Genomic DNA, 20058 nt, shown 5'->3' on the forward strand with positions numbered 1-20058 from the left:
GCTCCCCATTATCTGCGATGCAGGAAGGGGAAGCTCTGGACGACGGCGATGATCAGTGACTCGCTGCGATAGTCCGCCTGCTTCAGCGTTTCCTCCAGCCGGAGCAGGGTGGGCTGGTCGTTCACTTCCAGGCCGCGGTTCAGGGCATAACCGAGGAGGCGTGAACAGAGGGTGCGGACGAACATGTCCTTCTCCAGCATCAGCACTTTTCGCATCTCGGCGGGTCCGGCAAAAGCTGTGCCATCGGGCATTAGACCGCTGGCATCGAGCGGCTTGCCGTTCTCGTCATTCCGCCACTTGCCGATGGCGTCGAAGTTTTCGAGGCCAAAACCAAGTGGGTCCATGCGGGCATGGCAACCGGCGCAGACGGGCTTGGCGCGATGTTGCTCCAGGCGCTGCCGGAAGGTGAGTTCTCCTTTGATGGATCGATCGTCTTCAGGGAGTTCTCCCACATTGGGCGGAGGGGGCGGGGGAGGGGCGCTGAGTAACTGTTCCAATACCCATTTGCCGCGAAGAACCGGGCTGGTCCTCTGAGGGAGCGCGGTGACGGCGAGAATGGCACCCATCCCTGTGAGGCCGCCGCGCTTGTTGTCGGTGAACTTCACCTGGCGCATCTCTTTGCCTTGAATGCCGGGGATGTCGTAGAGCTTGGCGAGGGGCTCATTGACGAAGGTGTAGTCACTGTCCAGTAGATCGAGCACTCGTCCGTTGTGGCGCAGGACCGCGTCACAAAAGGTGAAGACCTCGTCGTACATCGCCTGCCGGAGGGTGTCGTTGAAGTCTTTGAACTTCCGGCGATCCGGATCCACGGCATTGAAGAGTTGCTCGAAGTGGAGCCACTGCCCGGCAAAGTTCTTGGTAAAGGCCAGCGCCTTGGGATCGGCCAGCATGCGTTTGGTTTCCGCAGCCAGCACCGCCGGGTCTTGTAGCTTCTGTTCCGCAGCCAGCTTGAGCAGGGCGTCGTCGGGCGTGGACACCCAGAGGAAGAAGGAGAGCCGGCTCGCGACCTCGTAGTGATTGACCTTCCAAGGCTCCTTCACCCCCGGCCGATCCTCCTCTTCAATCAGCAGGAACTTGGGGGATAGAAGGATCGCTTTGAAGGCGACCTTCATGGCGTTGTCCCAGTTCTCGCCACGCTGGAGAGCGGCAGTGAAGATCTTGATGACTTCTTTGAGCTCGGCTTCGGTTGGGGGCCGTCGATAGGCCTTGAGCAGGAAGGGGCGAAGAGCGAGCTCCGCACCCACCTCGGCAGGCAGTTTGTCGCTGGTGACGGGGGCCATCAGGCGGCCGCGCAGTTCTGGTTTGCTCCAGACTTCGGCGATGGCGTCATTGGCCCCGCCCATGAATTTTTCCATCAGGAGCGTGGAAAAGGTCAACGTATCGGCATTGTTGGCGAAGCCCTCGCCACCCGCGCCGTCGGCAGGAAATTTGTCCCCTGGTCGGCTGGAGATGCCCAGCAGATCGCGAAGGGTGTTGGAGTACTCCTCGCGATTGAGACGGCGGACCTTGCGATGGCCTGGGTCGGAGGCGGGGCTGGCCTTGATCGCCAGTTCATTGGCCTTGATCCAGTCGAGCACGGCCTGTTTCTGACCCGCCTCGAGCGGAGTCTTGTTCTTAGGAGGCATGGTTCCGGAGCGGACCTGCTCCCGAACCTTGTCCCAGAGCCGGACGTTGTGCCGGTTCAGGCCCGGCTGCCGCAAGGATTCCAGGCTGACGTCGCCTTTCTTCATCTCGTCGTCATGGCAGTCCATGCATCGCTGTTCAAGAATAGGGAGGAGGGCCTTGTCCAGAGCATCCGACACCGAGGCAACCGTGGGGGAAGGTTCTTGAGCCGGGCACATCTGAGCCAGGCCGCAGGTGGAGCCTGCCAGAAGAAGCCGGAAAAAGCGAAAAGACATGGGGAAAGGAGGATACGCTTCCAAAAGGTCGCAGCTTTCCTCGCGACAGACTTTTGCCTCCCGAATGCGGAGCAAATCGTGGGCCCACAGATGAGGAGAAGCCCCTGCCTGTGTTGCCGATTCTACTCTACTTTGTCGTGGCTTGAGGAACGGAGGGGGCCCAGCCGGCCGGGAGTTGCAGGGACCACACCTCGTTGCTCAATGGCCGGGCATGGCCGCCGGCCACAAAGATCTGGTCACGAAAGACGTAGGCAGAGTGCTCATGGCGTTCTTTCCATGAAACAGCGGACTTCAGCTGCGCCCATTCCCTGCCGTTACGGGAGTACCAGACGTCACCAAGGTTTTGTGAGGGGTGGTTGGACCATCCGCCCAGGATCCACATGCAATCCCGATAGACGACCGATGAGAACCAGAGCCGCGGACTCCAGGGGGCGGCGGAAGTTTCCTGAACCCAGTGGATACCATCGTCGGAGGACCAGACATCGTTCAAGGCGTGGTACTCGGGCACATAGTTCCCGCCGCCGAAGAGGTAGATCCTCCCGTTGAGCACCACCGCCTGATGATAGGCACGGGGTGACCATGCGGCGTTGGCGGTGGCCAGAGTCCAGACCTTGCCGTCAGGGGAGGACCAAACATCGTTTTTCAGGCTCTTCGCGTCGCCAAAGTAGTAGTTCTCCGTGCCGCCCAGAAGCCACATCCTGTCGTTGAAGACCACGGCTGCAGCAGCGGTGCGTGGCGTCCAGGCGGCTGTGGCGGTGGCCTGCTGCCAGGTGGATCCGTCTTGGGACCACCACACCTCCCGACCCGCGGAATAACCCGGTAGTCGCCCGTTGTGCCAGCCGCCCATCATCCACATCCGGTCATTGAAGACGAGGCTCATCGGCAGATCGCTGTGTTTCCAGGGAGCTTCGCGGCTGACGAGTGTCCAATCTTTGCCGTTGGGGGAGCTCCACACATCGCGGGGAGGCGCCTCTTGAGAGTTGAACCAGCCGCCGAAAATCCAAAGGCGGTCGCGGTACACCACCTCACCTGAAGAATCCCGAGGCTGCCATGCTGCCTGAGGTGTGGTCAGCACCCAGTCGGGGCCTTTCTCTGCTGGTGCCGCCTGAGGTGCGGCGGGAGTGGAGGTGTTTTTTCCTTGATCCGCCTGCAACGCATCAATGACGAGGAGGGAGGCAATGGCGAGCGCCGTGAGATGCCGGTGGAAGCGGGGGAAGGGGTGGCAGTTCATGGAGCGCCTCCAGAGGAGTGATGGTGGGATGTTGCGGGTTCAAGACCTGACTTTTTTGACGAGGGCGTGGATGCCGGTGGCGATGCGGTCTTCCACATCTCCGGCCCAGCGCAGGGCGGGGTGGCGGTACTCATAGAGGAAGGAGCCGCCTTCGTACCCGCCTTCCTCCCACACTCGGCGGGAGGGAATGTAGGCGACCATGTCATCCACATAGCCGCAGACCCAGGTGCCGGGGCCAAATTCCTTCTTGAACCGGAGGGCGTAGTCCACCACGGCTTCGGCACCGATGCCCAACATAAGCATTTCCCCGCCAAGCTGCCATGCGTGGAGTGGGTAGGGATAACTGGTGCCAAAGGTCTCGCCAGCATCTAGGCGGCGCAGCAGGCGGGCTGCCCAACGAGCACGGATGGGATTCGCGTTTTGCAAGTCCGGCTCAATCTCTGCACGGGTCATGACCTTGTCGTAGGCCAGACCGACGTGGGAAAAAGCGGTGCGCAGCTTGGGGGAGATGGGCTGCAAATCCTTGGTCAAGGTGTCCTCCACCGCCTGGGCGAGCATGCGTCCGTAGCGCTCGCACAGCAGCACACTGCGACGGGGCAGCGGGTTCTGATCTCCGCCGCAGGTGTTCACAAACATGGCGGTCGTGCCGGGGTGCTGTTGCTCCAGCGCGAGCTGGGCGAAGCCGGGGTAGTCGCCGCACCAGGTGGTGAAGCTGAGCGTGGTGGGGTGGCAGGCATAGCCAAAAAGCACGGCTTCCAGTTTTCCATCCGGTCTTGTCACCGTCAGGACCGGCACGGAATGGTCCACGGGGCCTTTTAGTGGTGTTCCTTGGGCGAGCAGTTCGCTCACCTCGGCTTCGCGGTTGTTGCGGCGGTTGACGGCGAATCCGGTCATGCCGACGCCCTGCTTGAGCGTGGCCGGGGATAGTTGCTTCAAGGCTTCGTCCACCAGCGCCACCAGCTTGGTCTCCATCTGGGTGGTGTATTGTTCCACCCGGGTCACCTGCTCCTCTTCCACGGGATAGTAGTCTCCCAAATCATCGCCTAATCTGGGGCCGCAGTGATTGTGGGAGAATGCGAGCATGACCTGATGCCGCTCCAGACCCAGTTGCTGGCGGAGTTGGGCAAAGACGCGGTCGCTCATCTCCCTCGGCACGCCTTGGAAGTCGGTGGTGATCAGCACCGCACGATTCCCGGTGGCGTCTTCCAGTGCCAGGACCTTGGCCCATAGGTCATGCAGCTTGCCATCGGGAACCCGTTTGCTGCCATAGCCGGCCAGCCAGACCGCTTGTTCTGGCGTGATAACGGCACGGGCTACACCTGCTTTCCACGACGCTCCCGCCTGAGCCGCAGCGCGGTCCGTCAGCGAGTGGACTCCGACGCTGAGAGCGCCCAGAACGCCCATGCGGAGAAGTTCACGCCGTGTGACGCCTGAGTGAGGCGGGACAGTTCTCCAGTGGTTCGATGAAAAACAAGGTTTCATGAGTTCACATGGAGGAGGTTGGTCTGTCTGAGTATTTCCAGCCCGGGGTGGGAGTGATCAGCGGGCCAGCAGCTTCTTTACCGCGCCCATGAGAATCTCTTCGCTCTCGGGGCCGACGTTGGTGGAGCGGGGTTCCATCTCATAGCCGCCTTGGGCATAGGCAGCGCGGGTGCCGATGTAGCCTGGGCCGTAGTCACCGTAGGCGGCCATGGCCACCTTCAGGTCCGGACGCAGAGCTTTGGCGTTGAGTTGATACTCCACGAAGAGCTCGCCTGGCATGTGGAGAACGCGGGCAGGGCCGACTGACAGACAGCCGATTTCAATTTGGTGCTTGGCCTGATCCCGATCCAGGAAAGAGAGCTGGTCGATCTGTCCGATGTATCCCATCCGGACGGAGGTGCTGAGGAGAGTTTTTTCCAGGTCTTCTTTGATGAGGTGCTTGCCGGCGGGCAGGCGCACTGGTTCATAGGACCAGCGGACGTCACCCGTGGTCAGCGGAAACTTTTCGGTGGCAGCATAGGCTTTCGTCATGGCCTCGGCCAGACGCGTGGCCAGGGTGAGGCGGTTCTCTTTGGACCCGTCGTTGTACTTGCCAGCGGCCACATTGCCGCCAGCGCCGTTGAAGTGGACATGCAGGGCTTCTGGCACGGACTGCCCGCGCATGAACCGGGCGATGCCGGGGAAGTCGCAGCTGGGCACTCCGGTGCGGTAGTAGCTCTGCGGGTGGCACGCGTAGTAGCTCAAGACGGCGAGGGGCTTGTCACCATTCCAGAAACTCAATTGAGAAACGACGGGATCGATCAGGCCTTCGGGTTCGGCGCGCAGGCTGGCGTCCTTGGTGGCGCTGCCTCTCATGGGCCGGAGTCGACCCTCGGGTCCGACAATGCGGCGGTTCGAGGCGACTTCAACGGCTTTGGCCTCGCCCCAGCCGGCGTGGGTGGCTGGTTGCGCCAAGGGTAGGGCGGTCTTCACTGCGGTAGTCAGGCGTGCCACCACTTCGCGGTGGAAGGTGCCTTCGCAGCGGCCCAGATCTGCCACTCCCAGCTTCTTCATGATTCTCTCTCCAGTGAAATCGCACCCAGGTGCATCATGTTGATGAAGCGCGTGCACGGCGACGCGGTGCACTGAGGTGTTGGCTGCCGCTGCCAAGGCTTGGCAGAAGGCGTCATGCCCCTCATTTCCAATACCAATCCAGTCCACCGCGCACAGCACAATCGGCTCTTCCTGGCCCAGAATGACAATGCCGCGGGCTCGCAGGGTCAATTCATCCAACCGCTTCACCTTGTCGTAGGCCATGGCGGAACCTACTGGCGGTGTCGCATCCACATCGAAAGTCGCGATCTTAATGGCTTCGGCACGGGCAAGCGGTTTGCAAACGAAGAGGGCTAACAGGAGCAGGGCAAGCTGCAGGAATGCTCTGGGGACGATGGTGGGCATGAAGCCACATACGCGGGCCAGCCTTGGTGATTTTGTTGCGGGTAACTATCCGACTACAAGTCGGCAAAAGAGTATCACCTGAGGTTTCAAGCGGCGGTGTGTGATGTGCTGGCGAGGCGCTCTTGGGGGTCGCAAAAAGGAGAAGGACTGCATGATGGAGAAGGTTGCAGGGTGGTTTCTCACAATTGATAGGCACCATAGAGGGCGATATCCACAATAGGAGGCGCAAAAGAGAGAAAATTGCTGTAAATGCGATAATAAGGAGTTGCTTTTCTGATGGAGTCTGTGAAAATTGAGAAATCAACCGCGCGGCACTATCAGCTATGAGATTCTCCTTCCTGACCACCTTGGCTACCCTTCTGTTGGGTGCCTCCCTTCCTGCAGCGGAGTCGGTAGATATTGAGTTCGACAACTTCTCCGGGAATCAAACCGGGACGCTGCAAGATCTCGGCCCGTACTACCAGTCCTCGGTGATGAAGTTCACCAATGTGGCGAGCGTGGGAAATGTGTCAGTCGATCTCCGCGTGACGGCCTCTGCTTGGGGCACCTACGCTTTCACCGGTCACCTGCCTGACTACAGCCAAAACTCCGCTCAGCCCAACGGCGACCTGGGCCTCTACTACACGGCCACTTCCTACGGTTCAGGTGGGTTGCACTACACGCTGGAGTTTTTCAAAGGTGGCACGAATTTTAGCACCACCTTTACGGTGAGTCAGTTTGACCTGCTCATCTATGATGTGGACGGCGAGGCCAGGCAAACGGAGGCCTTCCGCGCCTATCTATCTGACGGTTTGACCTCTTACCGTCTGGCAGACAGCCCGAACAGTGTGTCGGCTTCCTACTTCACCAACGGAGTTCTCTTCAGCGGTCCTGGCTACAACATCGCGGAGACCGACCCCTCGGCCGCAGCCATCCTGACCTATAACAACACCAACAAGATCACGCTCGACTTCGAGTCGAAAACAACCGGTGGCTCCTTGCCCAACGGCATCTTCACCGCCATTGACGGGGACTTGAGCCTTCTCAAGGGGGACACGAGTGATTTCGGCACTCCAGTCGCAGTGCCTGAGCCTTCCGGTTTGGTGTTTATCGCGGCAGCCGGCATGGTGCTGGTGCTGCGCCGTAAGCGCCGTGCGACTGCTGATTGATCGTCGCGCGTGAAAAGACTTCGCCTGGTCCACGTTGCGTGGCCAGGCGTTTTTTGTTTTCTGGTCAAACGACTGGGAGCTTGGTCCTTTGGGCTTGCAGGGGCTGAGGATGTGGCGAAAAAAGGGCATGCGGATTTCGCTCGCCTAAGGGGAAGGAAAGCTTGGGTTTGACCTTCCTGACCATGGGGTCACGGTTATCGAGCCCTCGCATCGGCCGGGTCTCCGTGACGAGAGAGGTGGGATGGAGCAGGCGTTGGCGTCTCCTATTGGGTGTGCTCCTCTGCGGGAGGGGCTCACTCCGGGGGCTTCGGTTTGCATTGTTTTTACGGATATCACGCGGGCGACGCCCAACCACCGCATCATACCCTGGCTCCTGGACTGGTTGGGTGCCGCTGGTGTGGAGAGGGAGGCCATCACGCTCCTCAATTCCACCGGAACTCACCGGGGGAATACGCAACAAGAGCTGGAGGGGATGCTGACGCCAGAGGTGGTCAGAGGCTATCGGGTGATCAATCACGATTGTCATGCCCAGGAGGAGATGGTGGAGTTTGGAGAAACTCGGGGAGGTGCCAAGGCTCTCATCTCCAGGCGGGCCAGAGTGTTGCTCTACAGCAGCCTGACCCCGGATCTGGTGGAGGCGACACTTCTGGCGTCGTGTTCCGACATAGGCGCTGCCGTGCAGCAGGAGTTGGACGCCCTGGGAGGGCAGGGGCGGGTGGCAGTTTTGCCCCAAGGGCCCCTTACGATACCCTATATCGGCTGAATGGCCTGGAAGGGGGAGAGTGTGGTGGGCAACCGGTGGGGCTATCGTAAAAAGTTGCTCGATGCAGTAGTAAAAAATTTGTTCTTGAAAGCTGTTGAGCGTGTGGGCAATATAAGAACAGGTAATGTAAAAATTATCTACCCATAAGAAAACGTTCTTGTTTTTATATTAAATTATCTACTATTATGCCGTCGTGCAAAGTAGAGCCATTAATGTAAGGCGTCCCCTTGGTGGCCTTCAACCCTTCATCCATTCAGCGTCATGACTCCAAAAACTTTCTTCCAACGCGGTGCCGTTCCGGTGCTGGCTATGTTGCTGGGACTGACAGGTGTCGCTTCCGGCCAGGCCATCATCAATTCGGCGGACTTTTTTGATCCCGACTTCAGAGCGGAGCGGCCAGGCAGTGCGCCCGGACTGCTGACGTTGACGGTTGACACCAGTCTCTACAACCCAGGCTCTCAAACGGACGGGAATGTGACGTGGACTCACCAGGCTGGCGGACTGGTAGAGCTGGACATCAGCGTGGTGGCTGGGGTGAACTTGGCGGCTTATACGCAAACGACAGGGAACACGCTGGTGTTTGGACGCGAACTTACGACGACTGGCCTAGTTGGGTTATTGGGGCCGACGATATCTTCCGTGGTAGGGGCGAGTGCCATCAACTCCTGGGACAGTCAAGCGACCGTTGGAGGGCTGAGCCTTGGCTCAGGAAGCGCCTACACCGTCAGTTTCACAGTTGCCTCTGGTGGCGGGATCAACTTGAACGCACTGAGTGCGGCGAACTTCGGGCTGAGCAGCAATGGAGTGGCCATCCAGGATATCAATACCGTGGAGACGCTCAATGTCCTCAACCTGCTGCAGCTCGGTGGTGGATTGACCAACATTGAATTCACCTTCATTGCACCGTCCAACCTGAATCAGCTGGAGTTCAGTTTTGATGCGGCCACGATTGCCAACGTCAGTCTTCTTGGCGGTATCACGGACAACCAAAACGTGCTGACCTTTAGCAACTTCGCAGTCACCCCAGTGCCGGAGCCCGGCAGTCTTACCCTGCTCGGTCTGGGCATCTACTTCCTGGTGCGCCGCCGCAATCGCGTCTGAGGCGGCTGTCGGGAAATCTCTCTTCTCAAATGGATGCCGGAATTCCGGCATCCATTTTTTTGTTTTTTTGAGTACGAATTCTCCGCGGATTTGCCTATGGATGAAGGATGTCTTCGCAGCCCTCACCGAAAACGATCGCAGTCCTCGGCACACTTGATTCAAAAGGCGATGAGCATGCCTATGTGGCCGGAATCATTCGCAACAAAGGCCATCGGGTTCTCTTGATTGATGTCGGTTCTCTGGAGCCGCCCAAGGTGACCCCAGACATTACCCGGGAAGAAGTGGCGGCCGCTGCGGGAGTGGACCTTGATGGGCTGCGTGCGAGGCAGGATCGGGGAGAGAGCGTGACGGCGATGGCGGGAGCGGCTGCCCAGTTGCTCGTGGGCTTGGTGAGCGCCGGGAAGATCGATGGGGTTATTTCCCTTGGCGGCGGCGGCGGCACAGCTATCGGCACCGCCGCGATGCGGGCTCTTCCAGTGGGCTTTCCCAAGGTGATGGTCAGCACTCTCGCCGCCGGGAACGTGGCCCCTTATGTTGGGACGAAGGACATCGTGATGTTCCCCAGCATTGTGGATGTTTCGGGCCTGAACCGTCTTTCCCGAGTGCTGTTGGCAAGGGCTGCAGGAGCCATCTGTGGCATGGTGGAAGTGGTGCCGCCTGTGGTGGATGAGAAGCCCTTGATCGTGGCTTCCATGTTCGGCAATACCACCCAGTGCGTGAGTTCTGCCAAGCAGATCCTTGAGGATGCGGGCTACGAGGTGTTGGTGTTTCACTCCACCGGCATAGGCGGGCGTATCATGGAGTCGCTTATTGAGAGCGGTCTGGTGACTGGTGTCCTTGACGTCACCACCACCGAGTGGGCGGACGAACTGGTGGGAGGGATCCTAGGCTCTGGGCCCACTCGCTTGGAGGCCGCCGGCAAAGCTGGTGTTCCGGCCGTGGTCGCTCCGGGCTGTCTGGACATGGTGAACTTCGGGGAGCCCGCAACCGTCCCGGCGAAATTCGCTGGTCGTCTTTTCTACCAGCACAATCCCCAGGTCACTCTGATGCGTACAAATGCGGAGGAGAATGCAGAGCTGGGGCGGATCCTGGCCGAAAAAATGAATGCCTACACGGCTCCTGCGACGCTGTTGCTTCCCTTGCGCGGGGTGAGTGTGATCAGCGCGGAAGGCGGATCTTTTTACCGGCCGGCCGCTGACCAAGCCTTGTTCGAGGCCGTGAGGCAGCATGTCAGCCCCGGTTTGCCCGTGCTTGAGGTGGACGCCACGATCAATGATCCTGCGTTTGCGAAGGCGGCAGCAGAAGCTCTCTTGAAAAATATTGAGGCGTTCAGGCAGGCTTCCTAGTGTCATTTGATTCGTCTGGAGGATCGGAGCCATGGCAAAGGAATTGGACTACGACGAAAGCAAGATTGATGAGGTTGTGCTGGCCTTGATGTACCTTACCTTGCACGGCCACGCTCGTGCCTGGAAGGGGTTTGATTGGGCATCGTTGGACAGACTCTCTGAAAAGGGGCTGATCTATGATGCCCAGAACAAGGCGAAATCCGTGGTGTTGACGGAGGAGGGGCTGAAACAGTGCGAGACCCTGTTTTACAAGCATTTTGGCCTGGAGGAGGGGCCTCGCGATGGGGGCACCCCGTCGTGAACCGGCATCTTTTCCGGAGTTCTGGTTTGGTTAAATAACCTCATCTGCCCGACCTCCTGCAGCAGTGGCTGCCGGAGGTCGACCGCAATACCCGCCCTGTGATCCGCAGGATTGGTCGAGCCGAAGAGGCTGGGGAATACGATGCTATAGATGAACCAACGATGGGAGTGGTGTTACTCCCGGGAGGTGATTGCCATGCATGTCTTGTGTCCCACGGATTTTTCGGAGTCCGCCCAGCGGGCGGCGGAAGTGGCTGCCTTGCTCGCGGCCAGGATGAATATGCCGCTCAAGCTTCAACACAGCGCCCCGGACGCGGTGGTGAGTGTGGAGATGCCGGTCATCAGTCAGATTGAGGAGCGAGCCAAGGCTGCCCTGGAGGAAGAGGCGTCCAGGCTGCGGGCGGCCTACGGCGTGGAGGTGGAGACGGACCTGCACTTTGGCCGGGCGGTGGATGATGTGGTGCACGGCACCCATCGGGAAAACACCCGGCTGGTGGTGCTGGGGTCTGCCGGGAGAGGGTTTGCGGGCCGCTGGCTGACCGGAAACGTGGCGGAACGCGTGGCCGAGACTGTGCCGGTGCCGACGCTGGTAGTGCGGCAACCCGCCCCGTTGCTCAAGTGGTTGCAGGAGGGAGATGCTCTCAAAGTCCTCTGCGGGGTGGATTTCTCCATCACTGCTGATGCCGCGCTGCTTGCCATCAAATCCCTCGCCAAAGTCGCCCCCTGCGAAGTGGATGCGGCGTTCATTGAATGGCCCCACGACTGGCCCTGGCAGGGCTCAGAGGAGGCGACTCCAGAGGGAGATGCGGAATGGCGGGAAACGAAGGAGAGCCATCAGCGTGATCTCTGGGAACGGGTGAGTGGCCTGTTGGACGGTATTCCCGTGCGGGCTCATGTGAGAGGGACGGGCGGACGGCTCGACTACGAATTCGTCCGACTCGCGGAGGAAATGTCCAGTGGCCTGCTGGTTGTGGGGGCGCATCAATGGCATGGATTGCAACGGCTCCGGGGGCCTTCATTCTCCCGTGGTGTCCTGGCGCAGGCGGCCCGGAATGTGTTGTGCGTGCCTCTGGCTTCCTACACGCCTGAGTTTTCGGTCTCACCCGTGAGAAGTGTGTTGGTCGCAACGGACTTTTCCAACAATGGCAACGGGGCGTTGCGGGTCGCCTACGGCATCTTGGAAAATGGTGGCAGTATTCACCTCTTTCATGTGGCTTCACTGGGCAAGGGGGATGCCGCCATCCTTGAGAATGGCGGTTTGCATTCTCAGGTCGAGGAGGCTCGACTCCAGGCGCTGGTGCCAAAGGAACTGGCCTCGCGCCGGGTGAAGGTGGACGTGAAAGCCGTGCACCGGCGCGATGTGGCGGGGGCAATTTGCGAAGAGGCCGAGCGCCGCCGGGTGGATCTCATCTGCATGGGCACCCGGGGGCATTCCGGTGTGGTTTCGGCCGTGCTCGGCTCCGTGGCCCAGGCTGTCCTGGCCCACACGCGGATTCCCGTGCTGGCGGTTCCGACTCGGGAGGCCTGAAGTATTCAGCCAAGTCTCACTCTTCCACCGGAAGGGCGGCAGATCTGGCTTCCAGCATGTGCATGGCGCGGTCCACGATGCCCTCCACCGGCCACAGGCGGCCGGAGCCCTCGTAGCCACAAGCCAGCATGCCTTCATCTGGGCCGATAAACTTGACTCCGCGTCCCTTCAGGGCGCTCACATTCTGCTGGGTGGCGGGGTGGGACCACATGTGGCCGTTCATCGCGGGGGCAATGAGCACAGGGGCCAGCGTAGCGAGGGCGATCGCGGAGAGGGCGTCGTTCGCGAAGCCGTGCGCCAGAGAGGCCAGGGTGTTGGCGGTGGCGGGGGCGATCAGGAGGAGATCGGCATGATCTGCCAGGTGGATGTGCCCCGGGCGCCAGCTCTCTTTTTCATCAAACAGCCCCGTCACCACTGGATTTCGTGACAATACCTGGAGGGTGAGGGGGGTGATGAATTCCTGAGCGCCGGCGGACATGATGCAGGTGACGGTGCAGCCCCGCTTCACAAGCTGGCTGGCGAGATCTGCGGCCTTGTAGGCGGCGATGGAGCCGGTAACACCCAGGAGGACATTTTTCATCTGTGCGGGAGCGTAGCGTGAAAGGCCTTTATTGCCAAGTACGCTGCAAATCGGCAGTCGGGTGGGGGTGTGATTTCGTGCTGGAAATGCCGCGCCCATGGTGGAAATAGCCTGTTCCCGATGACCACCCCCCCAATGGCAACTTCCCTCATCCGTCTGGTTGTTTGTTTTGCCCTGCTGGCCACCCAGGGTCTCCAGGCCGCCAGTTATGACCTTACCATGGAGCAGGAGGTGCGGCTGCGGAAGTTCGTACCCCGCGCCTATGCCAAGATGCTGCGCCGCCAGCCCATCCACGCCGTCTGTATTGGCGACAGTGTGATGAACATGCAGAGCAACGATGCGGACAGCGGCAACGCCCTGAAAGCCTGGAGTGGCGTGTTCCTGCAGGAGCTGGCGGACCAGTTTGCCTACACGGGTGGGGTTCGCCTGATCCGCCCCCCCAAGGGGCAGCCTGAGAAACTGCACTCTCTGCACGGTCCGGAGTTCACGCTCCAGAACTTCTCCCGCGGCGGCCGTCTCATGCTGCATGCCACCCAGCCCCTCACCACCGTCGCATTTGAGAACAAGCCGGACATCGTGATTGTGAGCTACGGCATCAATGATGCGAACTCAGGGCTCCCTCTGGAGGTGTACCGCAGCTACGTGCAGCAGGTGGTGAACCTTGTCGCGGCGGCGAAGGCGGACCTGATCCTGTGCGGCCCCAGCATCATCATGAGTGACGTTCCCGAGCAGGGGCTGGCTCACACACGGCCCTATGCGGATGTGATGAAGGAGGTGGCTGACGCCAACGGTGTGTTCTTTGCGGATCTGGGTGATCTCTCCTGGCTGCTCAGGCTGGATGACCGGAAGTCCCCCCTGGCTCCGCCGAAAAAGCCCAAGACGGACCCTGCCGCTGCCGCCCCCCCGGTGGCAGCGCCGCCTGTGGTGGCCCCGCCGGTGCCAACGGTGGACGGAACCCCGGCCCCTCCGCCTCTCCCGGCTCCCAAGGTCGAGAATCCTGTGGCGAAAGACTACGATCCGGATCCTGACAAGATCGCGATGCGTCTCTTCCAGCAGGTGGTGGAAGCGATGAAGCAGCGGTTTCAACAGGCCAATCCTCCTGACTGGCTGCACCCGAACAGCGTCACTCAGCGGGCCTTGGGCAAGCGGGTGTTTGCCGAGCTTCTGAATGGTCCCCGGACGGTGCCTTGGGAGGTAGGGGGCGCGACAGCAAATCTGGTGAGCGGCGGCAAATGTGAGCTGGCCTACCGCCTGGAAAATCCGAGTCAGGAGGAGCGGACCTACACGGTGCTGCCTCTGGTGACCACCAGCCTGCGTCCGCTCAATGCACCCTCGCGCGTGACGCTGAAAGCGGGCAAGAAGGCGATGGTGAACATTACCTACGAGCGGGCTGCGGCCCCTGATCCCGCCTCAGGTGGGGGGAGGATGGATCTGCTGCCCAGCCAGGACTACTATCTCCGGCTGCCGGTGGTCATCACCAGTGGGGATAGTGCCCGCATCGAGGTGGTGCGGGCCACGATGACTCCTGTGGCCCTGTTGTGGAACACCGGGGTGCTCTACAATCAAGAGAACATCGCAGAACTCAGCGGCCGCCTCGTTAATACTAGTGCCCAGCCGTTGGAGGGGAAGTGGGAGGCCAAGTGGTTTGGTCAGGCTTGGGGCGGTGCCTTCAAGGCCGCGCCCAAGGGCGAGTCTACCCTGGCCATCCCTGTGAGGCTGCCGACGGGGTTTAATGCCCCTGCGCGTCAGAAAGGCACCCTGGCAATGACCGTGAGCGTGGGCGGGCAAGTGCTGAAGTTTGACCGGGAAATCGAGCTCGTTCGCAATCTGGGGCTCAAGGAAACGATGGTGCTGCTGAGTCCCTCGGCGTATGTGCGGGACCAGGTGGTGACGCCCCCGACCCCCGGGCCGGCCGCGCCCAGTGTGGCCTTCCGCGCGGATGCGGATTCGAATGCGCTCTACCTGACGTGGGATGTCTTCGGACTCAATTTGCAGGACAACCCCGGCGGTGGCGGAGCCCTGCAGGTGGACTTGAATCTGGACGCCCGAAGCTATGGCAAACGGCTCACGCAGGGCACCACGGACGTTGTCCGGGTTGCCGCCGCAGCCGCTGACGGCGATGCCAAAGTCGGGCCTCTGCCACCGTGGGTGTTCGGCACGGGCTACGGCATGTTCTTCGATGAAAAGGCGGTGAAGGCCCGGTTGACGAGCCGTCCCGATGGTTCAAGGAGATTTGCGATGACGATTCCGCGTTCCTACCTCTACCTTCACGAGTGGGCCATGGGCAATGGCAACAGCCAGGTGGGCATCAACACGCAGTTCTCCCTCTGGCAGGCCAACGAGGGCGGCACCGGTGGGAGCTATCTGCCCTTTGTGCTGACCAGCAACGGCCGCTACCGTGATGACGCCGAATCGCTGGCCGTCTTGGAACTGACAGACAAGCCGACGTCCCGCTGGACGGTACGCTTCTACTAAAGTCCCTTCTCACGGCCTGTCCGGCCAGCCCGCGTTCCATCAATCGTTTCCTTCCTTCCTTCCTTCTACTCAACTGTGTCGCGATCATCCACCTCCGAACGCAAAAGCAATCTCAAATCAGGCTTCAAAGCTGAGGCGGGCTTTTTTCTCAAGTACCTGAAGCCGCATGCGGCGGTATTCATCCCGGCGATGTTCGTGCTGATCATCACCGCGCTGCTGACGCTGGTGTTGCCGGAGTTCATGGGCAAGATCGTGGCGAGAGCCGTGCCGGCGCATGGGGAGGATGTCAGTCAGGCCCTGCACACCATCAATCACTACGCCCTGCTCATCGGCACGGTGTTGGGGGTGCAGGCGCTGCTGGCCTTCTGGCGCATCTTCTTCTTCAGCAAGGCGGCGGAGCGGGCGCTGGTGCAGGTCAGGCTGGACACGTTCAGCCGGATTCTGAAGCTGCCCATGGCGGCGCTTCAGGCCCGGCGGGTGGGGGAGTTGGGGTCCCGGCTTGCCAACGACGTCGAGGTGATTCGCGAGACGCTGGTTTCCACGATCCCGCAGATCATCCGCCATAGCATCATGCTGGTGGCGGGGGTGGTTCTTGTCTTCACGAAGTCGGTGAAGCTCTCCCTCTTCATGCTGGCTTGCATCCCGGCCGCCGTGCTGCTGGTGGCCGTTTTTGGCGCGAGAATCCGTAAGGTTTCCCGGATGGCCCAGGATGAGCTGGCCGCCAGCCAGGTGGTGGTGGATGAGAGCCTCACGAGCATCACCAGTGTGAAGGCCTTTGCCAATGAGACCCAGGAAATCAGGCGTTACCACGGGTTCCTGGAAAGCTTCCTGAAGGCGGCCATGCGGGGGGCCTGGCTGCGGGCCGCGTTCGTCGCGTTCATCATCTTCGTTTTCACCAGTGTCCTGACGCTGTGCATCTGGTTCGGGGTGCGCATGGTGATCAACGGAGAGATCGATCGCGAGCGATTCATCCAACTCACTCTCTTCACCGCGGTCATGAGCGGCTCCATCGCGACACTGCCGGAACTGGTCTCCCAGCTACAGAAGGCCGTGGGCGCTCTGGAACGGGTACGGGAAATTCTGGAGGAACCGGAGGAAGAATTGCGGCCAGAGGAACCCGTTCGCTTGCACGGTGACATCACCATGCAGGGCGTGTGGTTCCACTATCCCTCCCGCACGGACACCACGGTGCTGGCGGACTTCAACCTGGAAGCCAGAGCCGGGCAAAAGATCGCTCTCGTCGGTCCCAGTGGTGCAGGGAAGAGCACGGTGGTCAATCTGTTGTACAGGTTCTATGAGCCTGAGAGGGGAGCTGTCCTGCTGGACGGCCGCCCCGCCCGGGACTACCCCCTGGCCGCCCTGCGCAAGAACTTCTCGCTGGTTCCCCAGGAGGTGCTTCTCTTTGGTGGATCCATTCAGGAGAACATTCGCTATGGGCGGCCTGATGCGACGGATGCCGAAGTGGTGGAAGCGGCCCGCCAGGCCAATGCACACCTCTTTATTGAGAAGTTGCCCGAGGGTTATCAGACCCTAGTGGGAGAGCGTGGTACGCAACTGAGTGGAGGGCAGCGTCAGCGCGTGGCCATCGCCCGTGCCATCCTCGCCAACCCGGCGGTACTGGTGCTAGATGAGGCCACCAGCAGCCTGGATGCCGAGAGCGAGCGTCTTGTGCAAGAGGCGCTGGACAAGCTGATGGCCAATCGCACCAGCATCATCATTGCCCACCGTCTGAGCACCGTGCGCCGGGCCGACCAGATCCTCGTCATGAGCGGAGGCACTGTCATCGAGCGCGGGACGCATGATGAACTCTATGCGCGCGAGAACAGCCTGTATCGCACGCTGGCCAAGCTCCAGTTGGAGGAGTGAGAGTGAAGGGGGGGAGACGTTATGAGTTATGGGTTATGAGACGATGAATTTCAACGTCAACCTGCCAACGTCTAACCCCTAACTCTTAACTCCTAACTTTTACCCCTTCCCCATGCCCCTCCCGCCGCTGATCTGGGATTCTGTGGACGCGGAGGCTGTGCCGCCGGAGGGCATGGACCTGTTGTGGTCCACGGGCTGGAGGCATTTCGGAAAACAGTTTTTTCGGTACAGTGTGGCGGAGCATGCTGGTCAGTGGCAGGGGATTGTGCCGCTGCGGATTGACTTGCAGGCCTGTTCACTGAGCAAGAGTCAGCGCCGGGTGTTGAGAAAGAATGCCGATCTGACGGTGCTCTGGACGCCGGTGAGCGTTTCTGAGGAAACTGTGGCGATGTTCGAGCGGCACAAGGGTCGTTTTAAAGAGAACGTTCCGGAATCTCTATCCTGCTTTTTGGGGGAGTTGACTGAGAAAGGTCCGTGTCAATGTCTCGAACTCCAGTGCCGCCTGGGGGACAGGCTCGTCGCCGTCAGTTTTGTGGATGTGGGACATCGTGCCGTCTCCAGTGTGTACGGCATCTTCGAGCCGGAGGAGTCACGCCGCAGTCTTGGCATCTTCACCATGCTGCTGGAGCTGGAATGGGCCCGGCAGCAAGGGTTCCGCTACCATTACCCTGGTTATGCCATGACAGGCCCCAGTCACTATGACTACAAGAAGCAGTTCAGCGCGATGGAGGGGCTGGACTGGGCGTCAGGGGAGTGGTTGCCATTGGGAAAGTCCGAGCTCAAGGAAGATGTACTTCTTGATGACGGGGCGTGAACAAGTCGTCCGCTGCTATTTTTGCCAGGCGGATGGCGGTGCGGTTGACCGTGTATGCCAGCCAGATGTCCCGACCGTCAAAGTCCAACGCCGGGTAGGAAAACTCTCCACTATCGTTCGCGACAGTCAGCGTATCCCGCCAAGTCAGGCCATCGCTACTTGTGGCCACCACAAGTGGTGTCCGGGAGGTAGTGGATCGGTTGTACGCGAGGACATGGCGGTCATGCGCCAGGCTGATCGCGCAGATGGCGGAGTCTGGATTTGGCAGCTTCGTGGGCCCCACTGAGTCCCAAGTGCATCCACCATCTATTGAGTGGGTTTGAACGATGAATCCCATGGAGCTGCGGGCCAAGGCCAGCAGGTGTTTTTTCCCCAGATCGAGGATGGCAGGCTGGATGCATCCTTCCACGCCAAGATGAGAGGCGGGGGCGACTCTCTTCCAGTGGCGACCGGTCGTTGTGAGTTCGAAGTGGACGGTGCAATCCGATCGTTCGTCACTGCTTCCACTCACGATCTGGTCTCCACAGATGACGGGCGGATTCTTGGTTGGGCCAACGATACCCGCGGGGAGCGGTGCAGGATGAGACCACGTGTGCCCCCAATCGAGACTTTCCATCTCATAACCCCGCCAGCTTTGCGGCGACGTGCCTACCTTGAAGTAGAGTTTCAAAAGGTCTTTGCAGCGAAAGAGCACGGGGTTCCAACACGCCCGCTCCATGCCCGTGCAGACTTTTCCGTCTGCCAGTTTGCGGGGTGCTTTCCAGACGCCTGCTTCATAGACGGATATCCAGATCGCAGTACGGCGGTGCCCCTCATAGGGACCAGCGAAGTAGGCAACCAGCACCCGTGATTCGTGGACACAAACCGTGGCCGCATGGCACGACGCATTCTGCCCAAAGCTTGGGATGTCCTCTTGAGTCACGAACCTCGAAATTCTCCAGGCTCCGGTATGGTGATTCCGCTAAACACCTCGACGTGGAATTGGTCGATGACTTCCAGCATCTGGCCGTGAAGTCCGTCGTGGATGCCTTCTTGGGCCTGTCGTTTTATGGCCGATCCCAGGGCTGCGGCGTCAGCGAAGCGAATTGCGGCATGGTAGGGTGGGAGTTTGGAGCGGGGTGGTTGGCCGTTGTTTTTGGCGAGATGGAAGTCCACTGCCCGGGACTCTGTGCACAGTCGTGTCAGGAACGCGGCCACAGCCTCCAATCCCTGTTGTTCGGGGATGTCCTGCTTGAAACTGAACCAAACGTGATAGTGGGTCATGGGCGTTGAACCGATGCTTGGGTCACAAGAAATCAGCTTTGATTTGATCCAGGTCAAACGGGGCTTCAGAGCCGCCGCGAGAGAAATACTTCGCCAGTGGGGTGTTTGCAAGCTTATGGCGTAAACACCGGGGGTGCCTGACTGGGGAGTCAGGATCGGGTTCAAGGAAAGTGCCGGTCCCCGTGCGGGCTCATCCCGCTGTGGCGAGTGCTTGCTGGGGCTGACGGAGGCTCGGGCACATGTCGGCCACAGGGCGGACCTCAACGGTGAGGCCAAGGCGCACACTGGGGCAGTCTCTGGCAATCTCCACGGCCTCATCCAGAGTCTTCACTGTCAGGAGAAAGTAGCCGCCGACCGCCTCCGTGGACTCCACGAAGGGGCCATCTACGGTGCGGCTTCCCGACCGGGAGACAACCCGGCCCGAGCCTTCCAGCGGATGTCCGCCTTCGAGTTTGCCCTGCGAGGAAAGGCGCTGGTACCACTCGTTCCATTGCTGGAGCAGCTCCTGGCGCTGATCAGGGGACATCTGGTGGTAGCTGGCGTTGCTATCGCGGAAAAGGAGCATGTACCGGGATGTGGAGGGGCCGGTGGTGGCGTTCATGGAGAGTGGGTGGTTACAAGGGTCGTCAGCATGACGAATAAACGGGCTCAGATGGGACAGACACGAATTGTTTGCATCGGATTTCTGGCTGCCCGTGAGCGTGTCTGCTGGAGTGGGAACGACCAGTTCAAATAAAATGGTGGGGACTGTCCGAAACGACCGCCCCCATTCGTCGTCACGATGAAATGCCGGAAACACCGGTTTTTCCCAACCTCATCCAACCGG

General features: G+C 60.4%; 16 protein-coding genes and 1 pseudogene. 9 read left to right on the forward strand and 8 right to left on the reverse strand.

The window, feature by feature from the left end:
• Nucleotides 1-8: 8 nt before the first annotated feature.
• From BV106_RS18745 to BV106_RS18760, 4 genes are all read right to left on the reverse strand, one after another.
• Entirely contained in the window at nucleotides 9-1898 is a 1890-nt protein-coding gene (locus BV106_RS18745) for a DUF1592 domain-containing protein (protein WP_051946043.1), read from the reverse strand.
• Between the two features lie 127 nt (nucleotides 1899-2025).
• Nucleotides 2026-3129, reverse strand: a complete 1104-nt coding sequence (locus BV106_RS18750; protein WP_081891912.1) for a galactose oxidase — start codon at nucleotides 3127-3129, stop codon at nucleotides 2026-2028.
• Between the two features lie 39 nt (nucleotides 3130-3168).
• A complete protein-coding gene (locus BV106_RS18755) occupies nucleotides 3169-4611 on the reverse strand; it encodes a neutral/alkaline non-lysosomal ceramidase N-terminal domain-containing protein (RefSeq protein ID WP_051946044.1) in 1443 nt (480 codons plus the stop codon).
• 57 nt (nucleotides 4612-4668) lie between these two features.
• Nucleotides 4669-6048 carry a hypothetical protein gene (locus BV106_RS18760; protein WP_051946045.1) on the reverse strand — a complete coding sequence of 460 codons (1380 nt, stop codon included), beginning with the start codon at nucleotides 6046-6048 and terminating at the stop codon, nucleotides 4669-4671.
• Between the two features lie 323 nt (nucleotides 6049-6371).
• On the opposite strand from BV106_RS18760, the gene BV106_RS18765 reads away from it, so the two are divergent.
• From BV106_RS18765 to BV106_RS18790, 6 genes and pseudogenes are all read left to right on the forward strand, one after another.
• Nucleotides 6372-7196: a PEP-CTERM sorting domain-containing protein gene (locus BV106_RS18765; protein WP_038167174.1), complete on the forward strand. Its 825-nt coding sequence runs from the start codon at nucleotides 6372-6374 to the stop codon at nucleotides 7194-7196.
• 160 nt (nucleotides 7197-7356) lie between these two features.
• Nucleotides 7357-7959 (forward strand): annotated as a pseudogene (locus BV106_RS18770) (lactate racemase domain-containing protein); the annotation flags it as partial.
• Nucleotides 7960-8220: 261 nt separating this feature from the next.
• On the forward strand, nucleotides 8221-9060 hold the full coding sequence (locus BV106_RS18775) for a PEP-CTERM sorting domain-containing protein (RefSeq protein ID WP_081891916.1): 840 nt from the start codon (nucleotides 8221-8223) through the stop codon (nucleotides 9058-9060).
• A 107-nt stretch (nucleotides 9061-9167) separates the two neighbouring features.
• Nucleotides 9168-10406: a Tm-1-like ATP-binding domain-containing protein gene (locus tag BV106_RS18780; protein WP_038167177.1), complete on the forward strand. Its 1239-nt coding sequence runs from the start codon at nucleotides 9168-9170 to the stop codon at nucleotides 10404-10406.
• Nucleotides 10407-10449: 43 nt separating this feature from the next.
• Nucleotides 10450-10707, forward strand: a complete 258-nt coding sequence (locus BV106_RS18785) for a DUF6429 family protein (RefSeq protein WP_038167281.1) — start codon at nucleotides 10450-10452, stop codon at nucleotides 10705-10707.
• Between the two features lie 150 nt (nucleotides 10708-10857).
• Nucleotides 10858-12234, forward strand: coding sequence for a universal stress protein (locus tag BV106_RS18790; RefSeq protein WP_081891918.1), 1377 nt, complete (start codon nucleotides 10858-10860; stop codon nucleotides 12232-12234).
• A gap of 16 nt (nucleotides 12235-12250) precedes the next feature.
• Here BV106_RS18790 and BV106_RS18795 read toward each other — a convergent pair whose 3' ends face one another.
• Nucleotides 12251-12814: a flavoprotein gene (locus tag BV106_RS18795; RefSeq protein ID WP_038167179.1), complete on the reverse strand. Its 564-nt coding sequence runs from the start codon at nucleotides 12812-12814 to the stop codon at nucleotides 12251-12253.
• Nucleotides 12815-12949: 135 nt separating this feature from the next.
• Here BV106_RS18795 and BV106_RS18800 point away from each other — a divergent pair, with 135 nt between their 5' ends.
• From BV106_RS18800 to BV106_RS18810, 3 genes are all read left to right on the forward strand, one after another.
• Nucleotides 12950-15289: a GDSL-type esterase/lipase family protein gene (locus BV106_RS18800; RefSeq protein ID WP_038167180.1), complete on the forward strand. Its 2340-nt coding sequence runs from the start codon at nucleotides 12950-12952 to the stop codon at nucleotides 15287-15289.
• Nucleotides 15290-15364: 75 nt separating this feature from the next.
• Nucleotides 15365-17155, forward strand: coding sequence for an ABC transporter transmembrane domain-containing protein (locus BV106_RS18805; RefSeq protein ID WP_038167181.1), 1791 nt, complete (start codon nucleotides 15365-15367; stop codon nucleotides 17153-17155).
• Nucleotides 17156-17267: 112 nt separating this feature from the next.
• Nucleotides 17268-17969 carry a GNAT family N-acetyltransferase gene (locus BV106_RS18810; protein WP_051946047.1) on the forward strand — a complete coding sequence of 234 codons (702 nt, stop codon included), beginning with the start codon at nucleotides 17268-17270 and terminating at the stop codon, nucleotides 17967-17969.
• Here the strand turns inward: BV106_RS18810 and BV106_RS18815 are convergent.
• From BV106_RS18815 to BV106_RS18825, 3 genes are read right to left on the reverse strand one after another with little or no spacing between them, the layout of a single operon-like run.
• Nucleotides 17935-18891 carry a sialidase family protein gene (locus BV106_RS18815; RefSeq protein ID WP_265595831.1) on the reverse strand — a complete coding sequence of 319 codons (957 nt, stop codon included), beginning with the start codon at nucleotides 18889-18891 and terminating at the stop codon, nucleotides 17935-17937. The genes BV106_RS18810 and BV106_RS18815 overlap by 35 nt on opposite strands.
• Nucleotides 18888-19397 (reverse strand): DUF6614 family protein, encoded by a 510-nt coding sequence (locus BV106_RS18820; RefSeq protein WP_265595832.1) that lies wholly within the window; start codon nucleotides 19395-19397, stop codon nucleotides 18888-18890. The genes BV106_RS18815 and BV106_RS18820 overlap by 4 nt, the downstream gene beginning before the upstream one ends.
• Before the next feature lie 25 nt (nucleotides 19398-19422).
• Nucleotides 19423-19833, reverse strand: a complete 411-nt coding sequence (locus BV106_RS18825) for a YciI family protein (protein ID WP_038167183.1) — start codon at nucleotides 19831-19833, stop codon at nucleotides 19423-19425.
• Nucleotides 19834-20058 lie beyond the last annotated feature (225 nt).

This window comes from Verrucomicrobium sp. BvORR106 (assembly GCF_000739655.1).
In the GTDB taxonomy this organism is placed as follows: Bacteria; Verrucomicrobiota; Verrucomicrobiia; order Verrucomicrobiales; family Verrucomicrobiaceae; genus Verrucomicrobium.